Here is an 18742-nt window from a genome sequence, read left to right on the forward strand (position 1 = left end):
GCCGGGGCTGGCTCGTCGTGGATGCGAGAGGTCAGCGCTCTTCTTTGGAGGCGGATGCCGGAACGGACGTCAGCCGCTCCGTCTCGTCCTGTATCTCAGCGGCGATCTTCTTGAGTTCCGGCTCGAACTTGCGACCGTGGTGGGCGCAAAAGAGCAGTTCACCGCCGCTGAGCAGGACTACGCGCAGGTAGGCCTGGGCGCCGCAGCGGTCGCAGCGATCGGCGGCCGTCAGCGGGCTCGCGGGGGTCAGAACAGTAGTCACGTCGCCTCTTCTCTAGCTCGACGAGCTGTCGTACCAGGGTCAACATCCAACCAGCCCGAAAACGTTCCCGCTCGTGGCATTTCCTCGAAAAAATCTTTCCGGGGCGGCTGTCTGCTGCCGGTTGGCGGCGAATGTGCCGTATTGCGTGTTTTGTGTGCTTACGGGTTCGCGCTGTCTATCGGTTTGGGTCCCCCCGGCTGGCTTGCCGGTTGTTCATGAGGACGTGCCCGGAGCCTAAATGGTTCATGCCTCGAAGGGAACGTGATATGTACTTCACTCCATCGAGGGATCGAACATGCATACGACTCTGGACTAGTCTGAGTTCAGAGTGAGGGTGGCGTTACAACGGCTCTACCAGGCCTCGGTACCCTCTGAGCGGCGACCGAAGCCGGGCCCCTGCCCAGAAGGGGCCCAACTGAAATTCAGCGAGGAGCGAACCGCGTGACCGCCGATAAGTCCGTGCCGTCCACAGCGCTGCTGGCAGGAGCAGACCGGGACGGTTCCAACTACACCGCGCGGCACCTGCTCGTCCTCGAGGGCCTCGAGGCCGTGCGCAAGCGCCCCGGTATGTACATCGGATCGACCGACAGCCGCGGCCTCATGCACTGCCTGTGGGAGATCATCGACAACTCCGTGGACGAGGCCCTCGGTGGCTACTGCGACCACATCGAGGTGATCCTCCACGACGACGGCTCCGTGGAAGTGCGGGACAACGGCCGCGGCATCCCCGTGGACGTCGAGCCCAAGACAGGCATGTCCGGAGTCGAGGTCGTCATGACCAAGCTGCACGCCGGCGGCAAGTTCGGCGGTGGCTCGTACGCGGCCTCCGGCGGTCTGCACGGCGTCGGTGCCTCCGTGGTCAACGCACTGTCCGCCCGTCTCGACATCGAGGTGGACCGCGGCGGCCACACCCACGCCATCAGCTTCCGCCGCGGCGTCCCGGGTGCCTTCGCGACGGACGGCCCGGATGCCAAGTTCGAGGCCAAGAGCGGCCTGGCCAAGGCCAAGAGGATCCCCAAGACCCGCACCGGCACGCGCGTGCGGTACTGGGCCGACCGCCAGATCTTCCTCAAGGACGCGAAGCTCGCCCTTGAGACGCTGCACCAGCGCGCCCGCCAGACCGCGTTCCTCGTACCCGGCCTCACTATCGTCGTCCGAGACGAGTACGGCCTGGGCGAGGGTGGCAGCAAGGGCGAGGAATCCTTCCGCTTCGACGGCGGCATCAGCGAGTTCTGCGAGTACCTGGCGACCGACAAGCCGGTCTGCGACGTCCTCCGCTTCACCGGACAGGGCACCTTCAAGGAGACCGTCCCGGTCCTGGACGACCACGGCCAGATGACGCCCACCGAGGTCACGCGCGAGCTCGGCGTCGACGTCGCGATGCGTTGGGGGACCGGCTACGACGCGACCCTCAGGTCGTTCGTCAACATCATCGCCACTCCCAAGGGCGGCACCCATGTCGCCGGCTTCGAGCAGGCCGTCAAGGAAACGCTGAACGAGGTGCTGCGCGCCAAGAAGCTGCTGCGCGTCGCCGAGGACGACATCGTCAAGGACGACGCCCTGGAGGGGCTCACCGCGGTCGTCACCGTCCGTCTCGCGGAACCGCAGTTCGAGGGCCAGACCAAGGAGGTCCTCGGCACGTCGGCCGCCCGCCGGATCGTGAACAACGTGATCGCCAAGGAGCTCAAGGCCTTCCTGACCTCCACCAAGCGCGACGCGGCCGCCCAGGCCCGGGTGATCATGGAAAAGGTGGTCGCCGCCGCCCGTACGCGCATCGCGGCCCGCCAGCACAAGGACGCGCAGCGCCGCAAGACGGCCCTGGAGTCCTCGTCCCTGCCCGCCAAGCTCGCCGACTGCCGCAGCGACGACGTCGAGCGCAGCGAGCTGTTCATCGTCGAGGGAGACTCCGCGCTCGGCACGGCGAAGCTGGCCCGGAACTCCGAGTTCCAGGCGCTCCTGCCGATCCGCGGCAAGATCCTCAACGTCCAGAAGTCGTCCGTGACGGACATGCTGAAGAACGCCGAGTGCGGCGCGATCATCCAGGTCATAGGGGCGGGCTCGGGCCGGACCTTCGACCTCGACGCGGCCCGGTACGGCAAGATCATCATGATGACGGACGCCGATGTGGACGGCTCCCACATCCGCTGCCTGCTGCTGACGCTGTTCCAGCGCTACATGCGGCCCATGGTCGAGGCCGGCCGCGTCTTCGCCGCGGTGCCGCCGCTGCATCGCATCGAGCTCGTCCAGCCGAAGAAGGGCCAGGACAAGTACGTCTACACCTACTCGGACCGTGAGCTGCGCGACAAGCTCATGGAGTTCCAGAGCAAGGGCGTCCGGTACAAGGACTCCATCCAGCGCTACAAGGGTCTGGGCGAGATGGACGCGGACCAGCTGGCCGAAACCACGATGGACCCGCGCCACCGCACCCTGCGCCGGATCAACCTCTCCGACCTGGAGGCCGCCGAGCAGGTCTTCGATCTGCTGATGGGCAACGACGTCGCGCCCCGCAAGGAGTTCATCTCCAGCTCGGCGGCGACGCTGGACCGGTCGCGGATCGACGCGTAGCAACTACGCCGGGCCTGGGCCGGTTCCGTGACCGGCCCAGGTGGATGACCCGGCGGTACTCGCCTGGTTTTGCTGGGCTCGCATCGCTTCGCGGTACTCGTGCGGCCTCAGGGTACGAGTGCGGTTTCGCCGTTTCTCCACCCGTGGGTGGATGAGGCCCGGCCGCAGGGATCCACCCATGATCCACCCCCGCTCCGATCTGCTGACCTGTGAATTTCCGTAGCGTCGAAGGCGTCGGCAGGACTCGCTGCCGGCATCCCCTTCCCGCTCACGGAGGCTCTGATGTCCGGGCTCGTCAACGTGTTGGTGATCGCGGCCGTTGTCGCGCTGGTGGTCGTACGGCAGTTCCGCGCCCGTCCGATCGAGACCGACCGGCGCTGGTGGGCCGTGCCCGTGATCCTCGCGGTCCTCGCGCTGCGCGAGCCCGGCATACTCGACGCCCACCACCGCACCGGGTCCGCTCTGTTGCTCGCCGCCGAGGTGCTCATAGGCCTGGCCACCGGCGTCGGCTGGGCCTGGACCACCCGTGTGTGGGAGGAGCCGGACGGCGTCGTCTGGACCAAGAGCACCAAAGCGAGCGTGCTCGTCTGGGCCGTGGGCATCGGTCTGCGCGTCGGACTCTTCGCGCTCGGCGCCCTGGTCGGCGTGCACCAGGACAGCTCCGCCCTGATGGTCGCCCTCGCCGGCACCCTGCTGGTCCGCTCCGGGATCCTGGCCTGGCGTGCGCAGTTGCTGAGGACACCCGCCGCACAGGGCGCGGCGTACGGTGACAGCGTGGCCGGGCCTGCGTGGAAGGAGCGTGTATGACGGAGAACGCCTGGACGCGCTGGCCGTCCCGCGAGGCGCTCGGCCGCGCGGGTATCTCCCGGCCCCGGCGGATGCTCGCCTGGGCCGTGAGGATCCTGGTGCTCGCCATACTCCTCTGGGAAGCCTTCAGCGCACGTCACGTCCATGCCCTGGGCGCGGTCGCCGCCGCCGTGGGCGTCGTAGTGGCCGCAGTCGTCTCCTGGGCCTTCTTCCGCACGACCTACGCGCACCGGCTCGTGCCCTCCCTGGCCCTCATCGGCGTGCTGCTGGGCATCGCGGTAGCCGCACAGGCCACGGGCTTCAAGAGGCCTGCCCTTGTGATCTGGTGCGGGTGCGGCATCTCCGCCCTGGAGCGACTGCCCCTCGGCGCCGCTCTGCCGGTGACCTCCGTGGCCCTTGCCTCGTACTCGGCCTTCAACAACGACGTCTGGCTGACCACCGCCGCCACCGTCGCGGGCATGGCCCTCGCCGGCTATGTCCTCCGCCTCGACGCCGAAGCGCGCGGCAACGCCCAGCGTCTGCTCGCGCAGGAGCGTGCCGCCCGGGTGGCCGAGGCGGAGTCGGCGGCGCTGGCGGAGCGGGCCAGGATCGCGCGGGAGATCCACGACGTGCTCGCGCACAGCCTTTCGGCGCAGCTCGTGCACCTGGAGGCGGCCCGCCTGCTGATCGAGCGGGGCGCCGACCGGGAGCAGATCCTGGAACGGGTGGTGGCGGCACGGAGGATGGCCCGGGACGGTCTCGCCGAGACCCGGCAGGCACTCTCCGCGCTGCGCGGTGAACTGACCCCGCTGGAGGACTTCCTCGGCGAACTCGTCAGCACGGCCGACGGCGCCGAGGTCACCGTCACGGGTGAGCGCCGACCGTTGCCCGCGGAGGCGTCGCAGGCCGTGCGGAGGGTCGCCCAGGAGGCGCTGACGAACGTTCGCAAGCACGCCCACGGCGCCAAGGTCCGGGTGTGGCTGGACTACAGCGACCATGAAGTGATCCTGGACGTGCGGGACTCGGGCGGTGCGGCGGGCGAACTCACCGCGTCGGGCGCCGGGTACGGTCTGCTGGGCATGCGGGAGCGTGCCGAGCTGCTGGGCGGTTCGCTGGAGGCCCGGCCGGACGAGGAGGGGTTCGCGGTGACGTTGAAGGTGCCCGTATGACGGAGGAGGCAGGCAAGAGGCCCGCGCGGGTGGTCGTGGCGGACGACCAGACCGTGGTCCGGGAGGGCATCGTGATGCTGCTCGGGCTGCTGCCTGGCGTCGAGGTCGTCGGGGCCGCGGGCGACGGCGAGGAGGCGGTGAAGCTGGTGGCCGAACTCGCCCCGGACGTCGTCCTGATGGACCTGCGGATGCCCCGCTGCGACGGTGTCGAGGCGACCCGGCGGATCCGGGCGGAGTACCCCGGGACCCAGGTCGTGGTGCTCACCACGTATGCGGACGACGAGTCGCTGTTCCCCGCGCTGAGAGCGGGGGCTCGCGGTTACCTGACCAAGGACGCGGGCGGCGACGAGATCGTGCGGGCCGTGGAGAGCGTGCTGTCCGGAGACGCCGGGCTGTCGCCGAGTGTCCAACGGCGGCTCCTGGAGCGGCTGTCGGAGCCCGAGCCGAGGCCGGAGCGCGCCGAGGCGCCCGACGGGCTGACGGCGCGGGAGACCGAGGTCCTGGTGCTGATCGCCGAGGGCCTCACCAACCAGGAGATCGCCCGCAGGCTGCACGTCTCCACGGCGACCGTGAAGACCCACATCAACAACCTCTTCGCCAAGACGGGGCTCAAGGACCGTGCCCAGGCGGTGCGTTACGCGTACGGAAAGGGACTGGTGCGTCCACCAGCCGGTTGAGTCACCTGATGGGGTGAGAGCCGGGGGAAGAAGAGTCAGGGATCTTCCCGATCTGTCCATCCTTGGGCATGCAGTCAAGCAACGGCCGTCCCTGCGAAGGCGGAGGCGGCCCCGAGAGTCCGGCCGGGAACCACGAAGACCATGGCCCGGCTTCCCACAGCGTGGGATATGAAGACCCCTGGTACGACGCGCTGGCCTCCGGCTGGGGCGAGTTGGACGGCACGGGCGTGCCCACTCCGGTGGTGCCGGCCGCGCGCGAAGGGCAGGAGCGGGTGGCCTTTCGGGCGCGCGACGTGTACCTGGAGGTGCAGCGCAGCGCGGCCTTCCAGGAAGTGCGCAGCCGGTACCGCAGGTTCGTGGTGCCCGGGGTCGCGGTCTTCTTCTCCTGGTACGTGGGGTATGTGGTCACGGCGACGACGGCGCCCGGGTTCATGGCCAGGCCCGTGGTGGGCGTGGTGAACGTGGCGATACTCGCGGGACTCGGGCAGTTCGCCACCACCTTCCTCCTCACCTGGGCCTACACCCGGCATGCGCGGTTGCACAGGGACCGGGCGGCGCTCGATCTGCGCTGGGACACACAGGAGTTGACGCGTGGTGTGCAGGGTGGTGCGTCATGACGGGCCATCACCAGACACTGGCGCTGCTGCTGTTCAGTGGCTTTGTGGCGATCACGCTGGCGATCACCACCTGGGTGAGCCGTAACCGGCGTGGTTCCGCGGAGGAGTTCTATGCTGGCGGGCGGCTCTTCTCGCCCATGGAGAATGGTTTTGCCATTGCAGGCGATTACATGTCGGCCGCCTCGTTCCTCGGAGTGACCGGTCTCATCGCCCTGTTCGGCTACGACGGACTGCTGTACGTGGTGGGCTTCCTGGTGGCCTGGCTGGTGGTGCTGTTCCTGGTCGCCGAACTGGTCCGCAACTGCGGGCGGTTCACGCTGGCCGACGTGGTGGCCGCGCGGATGAGCGAGCGTCCGGTGCGGATCGCGGTGGGAACGTCCTCGGTCACCGTGTCCGTTCTCTATTTGGTGGCGCAAATGGTGGGGGCGGGCAGCCTGGTCGCGCTGCTGCTCGGGCGGAGCGGTGAGGCGGCGCAGGCATGGACCGTCATCGGGGTCGGCGCGCTCATGGTGATCTATGTGTCGTTGGGAGGGATGCGGGCCACGACGTGGATTCAGATCGTGAAGGCGGTTCTGCTGCTCGGCGGGACGATCGCGCTGACCGTGCTGGTCCTGCTGCGGTTCCACGGCGACGTCGACCGACTGCTGCTCACGGCCGCCGAGCGCAGCGGTCACGGGGACGCGTTCCTGGCGCCCGGCCTCAAGTACGGCGGGGACTGGACGGCACGGTTCGACTTCATCAGCCTGGGCCTCGCGCTGGTGCTGGGCACGGCCGGACTGCCGCACATCCTGTCCCGGTTCTACACCGTGCCGACCGCGCGGGCCGCACGCCGTTCGGTGGTGTGGGCGATCGGGCTGATCGGCGGGTTCTACCTGATGACGATCGTGCTCGGGTTCGGGGCGGCCGCGATCGTCGGGCCCAAGGCCGTGAGCGGCTCGAACGCGGCCGGGAACACGGCTGTTCCGCTGCTGGCGCTCAATCTGGGCGGCGGCGCCGACTCCACCGGAGGAACGGTGCTTTTCGCGGTCGTCGCGGCCGTCGCCTTCGCCACGATCCTTGCGGTGGTCGCCGGGATCACCCTCGCGTCCTCCGCGTCGGTGGCCCACGACCTGTATGCCTCGCTGCGGCGCAGTGGTGGTCAGCCGCGCAGCGAGGTGGCCGTGGCCCGGGTCGCGGCGGTCGGCATCGGTTTGGTCGCGATCGGGCTGGGCCTGCTGGCCTGCGACCTCAACGTGGCCTTCCTGGTGGGCCTGGCCTTCGCCGTGGCCGCGTCGGCGAATCTGCCGGTGCTGCTCTACTCGCTGTTCTGGCGCGGCTTCACCACACGCGGCGCGGCATGGGCCGTATACGGAGGGCTTGTTCCGGCTCTGGGGCTCGTCCTGCTGTCGCCGGTGGTGTCCGGCAGCCCGGATTCGCTGTTCCCGGCCGTCGACTTCCAGTACTTCCCGTTGCAGAACCCCGGCATCGTCTCCATCCCGCTGGGCTTTCTCGCGGGCTGGCTGGGGACGGTCACCTCGGCCGAGGTCCCGGACAAGGCCAAACACGCGGAGACCGAGGTGCGGTCGCTGACCGGAGCGGGGGCCGTGTAGTGCGGCCCGCGTGCCAGGGCGGTGAGCCGCTGCGGAGTCATCCGTGCGCCAGGGCGTCGACGCGTCACGGTGCCACCCATGCGTACCGGTGCTCGGGGCGTCCCGTGTCGCCGTACTTCAGGGACAGGCGGAGCCGGCCCGCCTGCTCCAGGTGGCGGAGGTAGCGCTGGGCGGTGGAGCGGCTCAGGCCGGTCTCGGCGGCGACCTCGTGGGCGGACAGCGGGTGGGCGGCGCGGTGCAGGACGCCGCAGATGAGGTCCGTGGTGGGCTCGGACTGACCGCTGGGCAGGCCGGGCGCGTTCGGCGCGGGCGTGGTCCGTAGCGCGCCGAAGATGCGGTCGACCTGCTCCTGTCCGGTCAGGCCCCGGCCGCCGACCCGGTCGACGGTGCGGCGCAGGGCGGCGTAGGAGTCCAGGCGGGTGCGCAGGGCGGCGAAGGTGAACGGCTTGACCAGATAGTGCAGGGCTCCCAGCCGCATCGCCTTCTGCACGGTCGTCACATCGCTGGTCGCCGTGATCATGATGACGTCGGTGCCGTGGCCCTGTTCCCGCATCAGGTGGACGAGTTCGAGGCCGGTCCGGTCCGGCAGGTAGTGGTCGAGCAGCACCAGGTCGATGCCCCCGCGTTCCACGGTGGCCAGGGCCTGGGCAGCGCTGTGCGCGCGGGCGGCCACCCGGAATCCGGGAACCTTTCCCACGTACTTGGCGTTTATCTCGGCGACACGGAAGTCGTCGTCCACGACCAGGACGTCAATCATCAGGCCTCTCCTTCAAGGCCGGCGAGCGTTAAGCCCGTGTTTCGTGCTCCGCAGTTGTAGCGCGAGCAAAATGAGCACAACAGGCTCTTGCGAGCAAAAGAACGGCTTGCGCTCAGAAGACTGCTGCTGTGGCCGGGGCCACACCTACCGTCCCGGGCCATGAGCGCAGACACCAGCCCCGCCATCCAGTTGCGGGGCGCGAGCAAGATCTTCAGGACCCCTTCGGGGGGTCTGCACACGGCCGTCCGGGACCTGGACCTCACCGTCGGACGCGGTGAGTTCGTGGCTGTGGTCGGCCCGACCGGTTGCGGTAAGTCGACCACGTTGACCCTGGTCAGCGGGCTGGAGGAGCCCACCGAGGGCGATGTGCTGGTGGCTGGGCAGCCGGTCTCCGGCGTCGGTGACAAGGTCGGATTCGTCTTCCAGCAGGACGCCACCTTCCCCTGGCGCACGGTCCTGTCCAACGTCATGGCCGGCCCCCGCTTCCGGGGCGTGCCGAAGGCGGAGGCCAAGGAGAAGGCCCGCGAGTGGCTGGCCCGGGTCGGGCTCGCCGCCTTCGAGGACCGCTATCCGCACCAGCTCTCCGGCGGACAGCGCAAGCGCGTCGCTCTCGCCGCCACCTTCGTCAACGACCCCGAGATCCTGCTGATGGACGAGCCGTTCTCCGCGCTCGACGTACAGACCCGGGCGCTGATGTCGGACGAGCTCCTGGAGCTGTGGGAGGGCACGGGCGCCTCGGTCGTCTTCGTCACCCACGACCTGGAGGAGTCCATCGCGCTGGCCGACAAGGTCGTCGTGATGACCGCCGGACCCGCGACCGTGAAGCAGGTCTTCGACATCGACCTGCCCCGGCCGCGCAAGGTCGAGTCGGTGCGTCTGGAGCCCCGGTTCATCGAGATCTACCGCGAGATCTGGGAGTCCCTCGGCGAAGAGGTCCGCATCACCCGCGAAAGGGGTGCCGCCAATGTCGCCTGAGGTCATCACCACGCCCGTCGTCGACACCGTCAAGACACCGGACCGTGCGCAGTCACGGGCGCAGGCCGCCCGCAGACGCAAGATCGTCGTCACCGGCGCTCGTGTGCTGGTCCTGGTCGCCGTGCTCGGCCTGTGGGAGGCCCTGTCCCGGGCCGGCGTCATCGATCCGTTCAACTTCTCGATGCCGTCGAAGATCTGGGACCAGATCTACACGTGGATCATGCACGGGACCGCGCAGGGCTCCCTCGGCGAGCAGATCTGGTACACGCTCCACGAGGCGCTGCTCGGCTGGATCATCGGTGTCGCCGCCGGTGTGGTCTTCGGTATCGCCCTCGGACGGATCGCCTTCCTGGCCGATGTCCTTGGTCCATACATCAAGGTGCTCAACTCCATCCCCAGGATCGTCCTCGCCCCGATCTTCGTGATCTGGTTCGGCCTGGGCCCGGCCTCCAAGATCGCGTCGGCCGTGGTGCTGGTGTTCTTCCCGGTGTTCTTCAACGCCTTCCAGGGCGCCCGCGAGGTCGACCGCAACCTGGTCGCCAATGCCCGGATCCTCGGTGCGAGCGATCGCAGGGTGACCCTTCAGGTGGTCATCCCGTCGGCCACCTCCTGGATCTTCACCAGCCTCCACGTCAGCTTCGGCTTTGCCCTCATCGGCGCCATCGTCGGCGAGTACATCGGCGCCACCAAGGGCATCGGCCTGCTCGTTGCCCAGTCGCAGGGCACCTTCAACGCGGCCGGCGTCTACGCCGCGATGGTGATCCTCGCGGTCGTCGCACTCTTCGCCGAGGGCCTGCTGACCTTCGCCGAGCGCCGCATCTTCCGATGGAAGCCGGCCGGCTCGGACGGCTGATCCGAGCCGCACGGCGAACCCGCTTCATCCGGCGAACCCGCTTCGCCCGGCGGACCGGCCTCGCCCGGCGACCGGACCCGCCCAGCTGAACGCCCCCCACAGACCTTCCTTTCATCCCCGCACCGCCCTCTCACAAGGACGTGAACCGCCATGCGCAAGTCCGCCAGATACGCGTCGCTCGCCGCCGTCGGCCTGCTCGCCCTCTCCTCGCTCACCGCGTGCGCCAATGACGCGGCCGGCACCGCCTCCGCCGGCTCCGGGAGCAAGGGCGACGGCAAGGGCACCAAGGTCAAGATCATGGTCGGTGGCCTGGACAAGGTCATCTACCTGCCGGCGATGCTCACCCAGCGGCTCGGCTACTTCGACGCCGAGGGCCTCGATGTGGAGATGCTCAGCGAGCCCGCCGGTGTCCAGGCGGAGACCGCGCTCGTCTCCGGCCAGGTCCAGGGCGCCGTCGGCTTCTACGACCACACCCTCGACCTCCAGGTGAAGGGCAAGGCCGTGGAGTCCGTCGTGCAGTTCTCGCACGCCCCCGGCGAGGTGGAGGTCGTCTCCACCAAGAAGGCGAAGGACATCACCTCGGCCAAGGACTTCAAGGGGAAGAAGCTCGGCGTCACCGGTCTCGGCGCCTCGACCGACTTCCTCACCAAGTACCTCGCGGTCAAGAACGGCGTGAAGACCAGCGAGTTCATCCCGGTCGCCGTGGGTGCGGGCCCGACGTTCATCTCCGCGCTGCAGCAGGGCTCGATCGACGCCGGCATGACGACCGACCCGACCGTCGCCACGATCCTGGACAAGAAGGCGGGCAAGATCCTCGTCGACATGCGGACCCCCGAGGGCTCGCAGGAGGCGCTGGGCGGCCCGTACCCGTCGTCAAGTCTGTACATGCAGACGGACTGGGTGAACAGCCACAAGGACACCGTCCAGAAGCTGGCCAATGCATTCGTCAAGACGCTCAAGTGGATGTCCACCCACAGCGCGGACGAGATCGCGGCCAAGATGCCCGCCGACTACTCCCAGGGCAACAAGACGCTCTACTCGGAGGCCATCAAGAGCACCCTTCCGATGTTCACCGACGACGGTGTGATGCCCACGAACGGCCCCGAGACCGTCGAGAAGGTCCTCAAGGCGTTCAACCCCACCATCAAGAACGCCACGGTGGACCTGAGCAAGACGTACACGACCGAATTCGTGGAGAAGGCCGCGAAGTAGGCCGGCCGACGGACGCAACGGCCGCGGTCAGACGCGGGTCGCCCACACGTAACGGTGTTCGGGGCGGCCCGCGTCGCCGTACTTGAGGGTCAGCCGGGCCCGTCCCGTGCGCTCCAGGAGCTTCAGATAGCGCTGGGCGGTCTGCCGGCTCACCCCGGTCCGCTCGGCGATCTCCTGGGCCGACAGCGGGCCTTCGGCGTTCATCAGGGACTGCCGCACCAGCCCGGCGGTGGTGGGGGAGTGGCCCATGGGCAGCCCCGGCTCCGACGGCGCGAACAGTGCGCCGAATATACGGTCCACCTCCGCCTGTTCGGCCTCGCCCCCGCCGTCCAGGGTGCGGCGCAGCCGCGCGTACGCCTCCAGCTTGGCCCGCAGGCCCGCGAAGGCGAACGGCTTGATCAGGTACTGCAGGGCGCCGTGCCGCATCGCCGCATGCACGGTCGACACGTCCCGGGCCGCCGTGACCATGATGACGTCGGTCTGGTGGCCGCGCCGGCGCATCTCCCGGACGACCGCGAGACCCGTCTCGTCGGGCAGGTAGTGGTCCAGGAGGACCAGGTCGAGCCGTGGCAGCTCCTCCATCCGGCGCAGCGCCTCGGCCGCGTTGTGCGCCTCGCCGGCCACATGGAAGCCCGGCACCTTCTCGACGTAGGCGGCGTTGACCCGGGCGACCCGGGTGTCGTCGTCCACGACCAGGACCTCGATCATCACGCCTCCTCGTCGGCGGACGCCACGGGTGCGGTCAGTGCCGGTGCCAGGCCCGGCTCGGTCAGGGCCTCCGGCAGTACGACCGTGAACTCGGCGCCCCCGCCGTCCGCCTCGCTCACCTTCGCGCTCCCGCCCTGCCGCTCGGCGAGCCGGCGCACCAGGGAGAGCCCTATGCCGCGCTTGCCGTGCGCGGGCGGCTTCTTGGTGGACCACCCCTCGGTGAAGACCACTTCCCGCTGCTCCGCCGGTATGCCGGGACCCGTGTCGCACACCCGCAGGACGGCGGTACGCCCCTCGATGCGCAACTCGACCTCCACGCGCGCGTGCGGAGTGCCCGCGACGGCGTCGAGCGCGTTGTCCACCAGATTGCCCACGACGGTGACCAGGCCCCTGGGGTCGATCAGCCGGTCCGGGAGCCGGGTGCGGTCCGAGACCCACAGGGCGACCCCCCGCTCGGCCGCGACGGTCGCCTTGCCGACCAGCAGGGCGGCGAGCAGCGGGTCCTGGATCTTCTCGGTGACCTGTTCCGCGGTGACCCGGTGGGCGCCGACCACCTCTCCGACGAACTCCACGGCGTCGTCGTACATCTCCAGTTCCAGCAGGCCCAGCAGGGTGTGCATACGGTTGGCGTGCTCGTGGTCCTGGGCGCGCAGGGCGTCGATGAGGCCCCGCGTGGAGTCGAGTTCGCGGCCGAGCTGCTCCAGTTCGGTGCGGTCGCGCAGGGTGGCCACGGCGCCGCCGTCGTCGGTGGGCATGCGGTTGGCGACCAGGACCCGCTGGCCTCGGACGGTGAGCAGGTCGGTGCCGGTCACCCGCCCGGCCAGGACGTCCGTCGTACGGCCCGCGCCCAGCGCCTCGTCCGGCGTCCGGCCGACGGCCTCGTCACCGATGCCCAGCAGCCGCCGCGCCTCGTCGTTGAGCAGACGTATGCGGCCGGTGCGGTCGAGGGCGACGACGCCCTCCCGGATGCCGTGGAGCATCGCCTCGCGCTCCGCGAGCAGCGCCGAGATGTCCGAGAAGGCCAGGTCCCGGGTCTGCCGCTGGACCCGGCGGGAGATCAGCCAGGCGGCCAGCGCGCCGACCGCGAGCGCGCCGCCCGCGTAGGCGAGCAGCCCCGGGATCGCGCTGATCAGCCGGGCCCGCACGCTGTCGTACGCGATGCCCACCGAGACCGCCCCGACGATCCGGTGGTCGGCGTCGTACAGCGGCACCTTGCCGCGGGCGGAGCGGCCCAGGGTGCCGGTGTCGATCTCCATGACCTGATTGCCGGCGAGGGCCTCCTCGGGGTTGGTCGAGACCTTCAGGCCGATCTGCCGCGGGTTCGTGTGCGACCAGCGGATGCCTCGCAGGTCCATCACCACGATGTACTCGGCGTGGGTGGCGCGCCGGATGCGCTCCGCCTCCCGCTGCACCGGGCCGTCGGCGGTCGGCGGGGTGTTCTGCAGGTCCGTCGCGACCTGCGGCTCCTGCGCGGTGGTCTGCGCGATCGCCAGCGCACGGCGCATGGCCTCGTTGTCGAGCTGCTTGCTCAGCGGCGCGAGGAACAGCCCGGTCGCGAGCACCGCGACTCCCGCGGCGATCGCCACCTGCATCAGCAGCACCTGGGAGAACACCCGCCGCGGCAGACCGAGGCGCAGACGGCGTGCGGGGGGAGTGGGCCTCATACCCACGACGGTACGTGGCCGGGCGCACCCTGCCGTAGAGGGTGTGGCGTGGATCTCCTGACCCGGACCTTGGGAGAGCCGGGAGAACCGGGCGGGCCCCGCTCGGGGCCGTCGGCTCGCCGGGGCTGCCGTCGTCAGCTCGCCAGGGCCGTCGTGGTCAGCTCGTGCACCGCCACCACGTCCATCCGGGCCGGGGTACCGAGCACCGCTGCCCCACAGCTCTCCGGCCGGGGAGGCAGCGAGGCGCCCTGGGCCACGGTGACGCGCCACCGGCGGCCGTCGACATGGGCCACGGTCACCTCCCAGCGCGGCGCCCCGCCTTCTGTCCCTACGACGCTCAGCGTGCCCGCCGTGTACTCGTCGGCGGCCGTGCGCACGGCCAGTTCAGCAGCCTGGCCGGGCCGTTCCCAGGCCGAGCAGCCGCGGCAGCCCTCGATGACGACACGGCCCTCCCGCACGCCGTGCAGCACCTCCTTGACGGCGTGCGCCTCGGCCCGGCCGTAGGCGTAGCCGTACGGCAGCACGAGCACAGTCGGCGAGAAGCGATGACCACCCAGATGGGTGACCTCCCAGGTGCCCCGCACACCGGACGCGGCGAGCTCGGCCGCGAGGGGGCGGCCCAGAAGGGCGCAGCAGCGGTCGCGTTTGCCGTTGGTGCAGACGAGCGCCAGCGGGCCGTCCGGATGCGCCTGGGCGCGCAGTGCCACGTCGAACGAACGGTGGTCACCCGCGCCGAGGGCGGCGAAGTCGAGGGCACGCAGCTGTTCCGGGTCGCAGGTCGTGGCGCTGCGCAGCCAGGTGTTCCCGGGAACGGTGTGGGCGGCGTAGACCTGCCGCATGGCGGGCCTGCCGAGGTCGGCGTGGCGTCCGGGACGCCGGATCAGCGCGATCCGTACGCCGGTTCCCTCGGCGGCCGCCTCCAGGGCGCGCCCCAGCGCGGGGTCCAGGTGGCTCGAAGCGAGCGCTTTGGCACCCCAGGGACCGGGCTGTTCCAGCAGCAGCCATGTCGTCGCAGTGGCCGCGGTACCGGAGACGGGCTCTTCGAGGCTCCGGGAGACGGTCGCACACCTACTCACAGAGGTGAGCCTAACCTGACTTTCCTCGGAGTGACTTCCAGCCGGGCTGGTGTCCTACTCAGGCAGTGGTTGAGGCGGTCTCGGTCCCACGTAGTGTCCGCTGGGCCGCATGCGCAACGGGCGTTCCCCGTACTCCTCCAGGGCATGGGCGATCCAGCCGGCCGTCCGGGCCACGGCGAAGATCGTCTCGCCCGCCGTGGCGGGCATGCCCGAGGACACGGTGAGCACGGCGAGGGCCAGGTCGACATTCGCGTGCAGCGGGGTGTGGCGGGCGGTGGTGGTGACGACGTCGCGGGCCGCGAGCAGGGCGGGTTCCGCGCGCGGAACCCGCTCCAGGAGGGCGAACAGGGCACGCGCGCGTGGGTCCTCGCCCGCGTAGAGCCGGTGGCCGAGTCCGGGGATGCGGCGGCCGGCGCGGAGTTCGTCCGCGATCACCGGGACCGCGGTGCCGCGTTCGAGCACGTCCTGCAGCATCCGGTGGGCGAGTCCGCTGGCCGCGCCGTGCAACGGGCCCTCGATCACGCCGAGTCCGGCCGAGACGGCGGCGTACGCGTGGGCGCGGGCCGAGGCGGCGACCCGCACCGCGAGCGTCGAGGCGGCCAGGTCGTGGTCGACGAGCAGGGCGAGTGCCGTGTCCAGGGCGCGCAGTGACGCCTCGTCGGCCTCGTGCCCGGTCAGCCGGCCCCATAGGCGGTGGGCCAGTGGACCGTCGTCGTGGTGGTGGGCGTACGGGTGGGGCGGCAGGGCGGCGACCAGTGTGGGGATCAGGACGCGCGCGGTGCCGAGCACGGCCTGCTCGGACAGGTCGAAGCGCAGCGGGTCCTCCGCCGCCGCGGCGATCGCCGCGACCCGCAGCCGGTCGATGGGCGCCGTGTGTTCGGGCAGGGCGTCCACGGCGCGGCGGACGACGGCGACGACGGCCTCCGGCGCGGTGAAGGTGACGCCGGGGCGCATCCGCCCGGTCCACAGCCACTCGGCGACCTCCTCGTAGGAGTGGTCGGCGGCGAGCCGGGTGGCGTCCACGCCCCGGAAGAAGTACCGGTCCTTGTCGATCAGTGTGATGCGGGTGCGTACGGACAGTTCGCCGCCGGAGCCCGAACGCACGCTGCTCTCCCGCCTGTTGCGCCGGGCGAGGGCCTCCACCTCCTTGGCGTCGAAGGTGCTGCCGCGGCCGCCGGGCTCGCGCCTGCTGCTGAGCTGACCGCGACTCACATACGCGTACACGGTCTCCGGCTTCACGCCGAGCGCTTCGGCGGTCTCCTTGGTGCTCAGCCTCCGCCCGGGGCGGCCGGAAGCCGGTTCTTGATCGCGCATGGGGGTCACCGTAGCCGCCTCCCGGCATATTGACTGAATCAATATTGACAGGGAAATAGTCAAGCATTGACAGTGGAATCAAGTCCAGGGAGGAAAATGATGTCCATCAACAGGGCCGCGGCCACCCTCGTCGACGTCCCGCGCGGACTTGCGGGCGTCGTCGTCACCGACACCGAGATCGGCGACGTCCGGGGGCTCGAAGGCTTCTACCACTACCGCCAGTACTCGGCCGTCGAACTCGCGCGGACCCGCTGCTTCGAGGACGTCTGGCATCTCCTGGTCCATGGCGAACTGCCGGACGCCGAGCGGCGCACCGCCTTCTCCGCCCGGACCGCCGCGCTGCGGAGCCTGCCGGACGAGGTCCGGGCCGCCCTGCCCGCCGTCGCCGCCGCGAGCCGCACCTCCGGCCCGCTGGCCGGGCTGCGCACGGCACTGTCGCTGCTGGGTGCGGCGAAGGGATTCCGGCCGGTGTACGACGTCGACGCGGACCGGCGTCGCGCGGACACCCTCGCCGCCTGCGCGGCCGTACCGACCCTGCTCACCTCGCTGTACCGGCTCGGGCAGGGGCTCGACCCGGTGGAGCCGCGCGAAGACCTGTCGTACGCGGCCAACTACCTCTACATGCTCACGGGTGTGGAACCTGATCCCCGGCGGGCCCGGGCGATCGAGCAGTACCTGATCTCAACCATTGATCACGGCTTCAACGCGTCAACCTTCACGGCCCGGGTCATCGCGTCGACGGGCGCGGATGCGGCGGCGTGTCTCGTGGGAGCGGTCGGTGCGCTGTCCGGGCCGCTGCACGGGGGTGCGCCCAGCCGCGCGCTGGACACCCTGGACGCGATAGGGACCCCGGACCGGATCGACTCCTGGATCAGGGGGCGCGTTCTCGCCGGTGACCGCATCATGGGCTTCGGGCACGCCGTCTACCGCACGGAGGACCCCCGTTCGCGGATGCTCCGGGACATCGCCCGGGGGTTCGGCGGCTCGCGCGTCGACTTCGCCGTCGAGGTCGAGCGCCATGTCGAGGCGATCCTCGCCGAGCTGAAGCCCGGACGCGAACTCCACACGAACGTCGAGTTCTACGCGGGCGTGGTCATGGAACTGTGCGGCCTGCCGCGCGAGATGTTCACCCCCACGTTCGCCGCGGCCCGCGTGGTGGGCTGGAGCGCCAACATCCTGGAGCAGGCCCAGGACTCGAAGATCATCCGCCCGGCGGCCCGGTATGTGGGCCCGGAGCCGCCGGTGGCGGTGCCCACGGCGGGGTGACGCGAGCGGCGGTCAGGCCGGTGGTGAACCTCCGGTCTGCGTTTCGCTGACGGCCCGGTCGAAGAGCCGGAAGAAGCGTCCTTCGACGCTGTCCGGCGGGAGGGCGGCCTTTGCCTCACGGGAGAGCAGCCAGTAGCGACGGAACGAGGGGCTCTGCACCAGCCTTCGTGCGTGGGCGAGTACCTCGTCCTCGGTGGTGCTTCCCCATTCGTACACCAGCATGTAATGGCCGTAGGTGAGGTTCGCGAAGAGCAGTTGCCGTACGTCCGCGGGAGGCTGGCCGGGCCAGTCGTTCCAGACCTCGGCCAACGCCGGATCCGCCATCTGCATCTGTGTGAGCTGGAGATGGAGAGCTCGCAGATCTGCGGCGGCGCTCCTGCGGAGTTCGTCGCGTGAGGCGATCAGTTCCTCTCGCTGCAGGGCGAGTTCCCGGCGCTGCAAGTGCAGCTCACGTTGCTGGAAGAGCAGTGTGACGACCAGGAGGAGCAGGGCGACGCCCGAGAAGACGGCGCTGACGGCGCCGAAGTACTCGCCGAGGACGCTGCGTTGGGCGGCCTTTCGCAGGCCGCCGTTCGCTCGCTCGACGCCGTCTATCAGCCAGCCGCTCACGGCAACGGAGGCCAAACACACCAAGACGATCGCGATGACCGCCGCGACCAGCCAAGTGCCGTACCTGGCAACCGAGTTCCAGCCTGCCCCACGCGTCAAACGTCCCCCTCGGGTCGACCACGATGGTTCCCCGCGCAGTGCCGCAGAAACCGGGTCGAGCATGCGAGGGCGGTGACTAAAGGGCTGGTGGTGCTGTGCTCGGCGGTGTCAGGCGTCGGGGATGTCGCTTTTGGCCCGTACCAAGGTCTCGCGTGTGATGACGACGATGCGCTCATAGTCGGCACGTGCGGCGTCCGGAGGGAGCTCAGGGTCGAGTTCAGCGGTGGCTTCGCGCCCAATGACGGCGAAATCGCCGTTACTGAGTTCAAAGATGTCGGGGCATGACTGACCGGTGCTGCTGCCACGCTCGCGAGGCGAGGCCCCGACACGTCGCACGATCTTCACAGGGAGATACCCGCCTTGTGGCTCAGAGTAAGTAGGTCTCCTCCGAGCGTGGCGGTCTCCGGGCAGGTGTGTGCGTCGGAGCGGTCTGTCTCCGAGCGCAGGGGTGTTCGTCGGAGTGCCCGGAGAGGGCAAGCGACAAGATAGCGACTTTGGTGCTCGCGGGGGCCGAGTTGCGACAAGGCAGTCGAGTGAAGCTCGA

Annotated in this window: 18 protein-coding genes; 10 read left to right on the forward strand and 8 right to left on the reverse strand. The window is 70.0% G+C overall.

All coding sequences use genetic code 11. The annotated features are described in order from the left end of the window. Positions 1 to 31: 31 nt before the first annotated feature. Positions 32 to 262 carry a DUF7455 domain-containing protein gene (locus tag ACZ4EG_RS04610; protein WP_453555517.1) on the reverse strand — a complete coding sequence of 77 codons (231 nt, stop codon included), beginning with the start codon at positions 260 to 262 and terminating at the stop codon, positions 32 to 34. 441 nt (positions 263 to 703) lie between these two features. Between ACZ4EG_RS04610 and ACZ4EG_RS04615 the strand changes: the two genes are divergently transcribed. The 6 genes from ACZ4EG_RS04615 (at position 704) to ACZ4EG_RS04640 (ending at position 7665) form a co-directional block, all read left to right on the forward strand. Next, positions 704 to 2827 (forward strand): DNA gyrase/topoisomerase IV subunit B, encoded by a 2124-nt coding sequence (locus tag ACZ4EG_RS04615; protein ID WP_467789531.1) that lies wholly within the window; start codon positions 704 to 706, stop codon positions 2825 to 2827. 282 nt (positions 2828 to 3109) lie between these two features. Further along, complete coding sequence (locus tag ACZ4EG_RS04620) at positions 3110 to 3634, forward strand: DUF1453 domain-containing protein (RefSeq protein ID WP_467789532.1); 525 nt, start codon at positions 3110 to 3112, stop codon at positions 3632 to 3634. After that, complete coding sequence (locus tag ACZ4EG_RS04625) at positions 3631 to 4782, forward strand: sensor histidine kinase (RefSeq protein WP_467789533.1); 1152 nt, start codon at positions 3631 to 3633, stop codon at positions 4780 to 4782. The genes ACZ4EG_RS04620 and ACZ4EG_RS04625 overlap by 4 nt, the downstream gene beginning before the upstream one ends. Further along, a complete protein-coding gene (locus tag ACZ4EG_RS04630; RefSeq protein ID WP_467789534.1) occupies positions 4779 to 5459 on the forward strand; it encodes a response regulator transcription factor in 681 nt (226 codons plus the stop codon). Before ACZ4EG_RS04625 ends, ACZ4EG_RS04630 begins: the two co-directional genes overlap by 4 nt. 68 nt (positions 5460 to 5527) lie before the next feature. After that, positions 5528 to 6076, forward strand: a complete 549-nt coding sequence (locus ACZ4EG_RS04635) for a DUF485 domain-containing protein (RefSeq protein WP_467789535.1) — start codon at positions 5528 to 5530, stop codon at positions 6074 to 6076. After that, the gene (locus tag ACZ4EG_RS04640; protein ID WP_467789536.1) at positions 6073 to 7665 is read left to right on the forward strand and encodes a solute symporter family protein; all 1593 of its coding nucleotides are present in this window, start codon (positions 6073 to 6075) and stop codon (positions 7663 to 7665) included. The genes ACZ4EG_RS04635 and ACZ4EG_RS04640 overlap by 4 nt, the downstream gene beginning before the upstream one ends. A 64-nt stretch (positions 7666 to 7729) precedes the next feature. Here the strand turns inward: ACZ4EG_RS04640 and ACZ4EG_RS04645 are convergent, their stop codons facing one another. Continuing rightward, complete coding sequence (locus ACZ4EG_RS04645) at positions 7730 to 8422, reverse strand: response regulator (RefSeq protein ID WP_453555503.1); 693 nt, start codon at positions 8420 to 8422, stop codon at positions 7730 to 7732. Positions 8423 to 8581: 159 nt separating this feature from the next. Between ACZ4EG_RS04645 and ACZ4EG_RS04650 the strand changes: the two genes are divergently transcribed. From ACZ4EG_RS04650 to ACZ4EG_RS04660, 3 genes are all read left to right on the forward strand, one after another. After that, positions 8582 to 9397 carry an ABC transporter ATP-binding protein gene (locus ACZ4EG_RS04650; RefSeq protein WP_453555501.1) on the forward strand — a complete coding sequence of 272 codons (816 nt, stop codon included), beginning with the start codon at positions 8582 to 8584 and terminating at the stop codon, positions 9395 to 9397. Next, positions 9387 to 10250 (forward strand): ABC transporter permease, encoded by an 864-nt coding sequence (locus tag ACZ4EG_RS04655; RefSeq protein WP_467789537.1) that lies wholly within the window; start codon positions 9387 to 9389, stop codon positions 10248 to 10250. Before ACZ4EG_RS04650 ends, ACZ4EG_RS04655 begins: the two co-directional genes overlap by 11 nt. Before the next feature lie 150 nt (positions 10251 to 10400). Further along, a complete protein-coding gene (locus ACZ4EG_RS04660) occupies positions 10401 to 11462 on the forward strand; it encodes an ABC transporter substrate-binding protein (RefSeq protein ID WP_467789538.1) in 1062 nt (353 codons plus the stop codon). A gap of 27 nt (positions 11463 to 11489) precedes the next feature. On the opposite strand, the gene ACZ4EG_RS04665 is transcribed toward ACZ4EG_RS04660, so the two are convergent. From ACZ4EG_RS04665 to ACZ4EG_RS04680, 4 genes are all read right to left on the reverse strand, one after another. Further along, positions 11490 to 12170 (reverse strand): response regulator, encoded by a 681-nt coding sequence (locus tag ACZ4EG_RS04665; RefSeq protein WP_467789539.1) that lies wholly within the window; start codon positions 12168 to 12170, stop codon positions 11490 to 11492. After that, entirely contained in the window at positions 12170 to 13834 is a 1665-nt protein-coding gene (locus ACZ4EG_RS04670; RefSeq protein WP_467789540.1) for an ATP-binding protein, read from the reverse strand. Before ACZ4EG_RS04670 ends, ACZ4EG_RS04665 begins: the two co-directional genes overlap by 1 nt. 134 nt (positions 13835 to 13968) lie before the next feature. Then, the gene (locus tag ACZ4EG_RS04675; RefSeq protein WP_453555494.1) at positions 13969 to 14910 is read right to left on the reverse strand and encodes a sucrase ferredoxin; all 942 of its coding nucleotides are present in this window, start codon (positions 14908 to 14910) and stop codon (positions 13969 to 13971) included. A gap of 54 nt (positions 14911 to 14964) precedes the next feature. Continuing rightward, entirely contained in the window at positions 14965 to 16224 is a 1260-nt protein-coding gene (locus ACZ4EG_RS04680) for a citrate/2-methylcitrate synthase (protein WP_453555492.1), read from the reverse strand. A gap of 99 nt (positions 16225 to 16323) precedes the next feature. On the opposite strand from ACZ4EG_RS04680, the gene ACZ4EG_RS04685 reads away from it, so the two are divergent. Next, the gene (locus ACZ4EG_RS04685) at positions 16324 to 17490 is read left to right on the forward strand and encodes a citrate synthase (protein WP_467789969.1); all 1167 of its coding nucleotides are present in this window, start codon (positions 16324 to 16326) and stop codon (positions 17488 to 17490) included. 12 nt (positions 17491 to 17502) lie between these two features. Here ACZ4EG_RS04685 and ACZ4EG_RS04690 read toward each other — a convergent pair whose 3' ends face one another. Together ACZ4EG_RS04690 and ACZ4EG_RS04695 are read right to left on the reverse strand one after the other, a co-directional pair. Next, on the reverse strand, positions 17503 to 18099 hold the full coding sequence (locus ACZ4EG_RS04690; RefSeq protein ID WP_467789541.1) for a DUF6082 family protein: 597 nt from the start codon (positions 18097 to 18099) through the stop codon (positions 17503 to 17505). 207 nt (positions 18100 to 18306) lie between these two features. After that, entirely contained in the window at positions 18307 to 18543 is a 237-nt protein-coding gene (locus ACZ4EG_RS04695; protein WP_390707507.1) for a hypothetical protein, read from the reverse strand. Between the last annotated feature and the right edge of the window lie 199 nt (positions 18544 to 18742).

It is taken from the genome of Streptomyces sp. NPDC025638, from assembly GCF_055558775.1.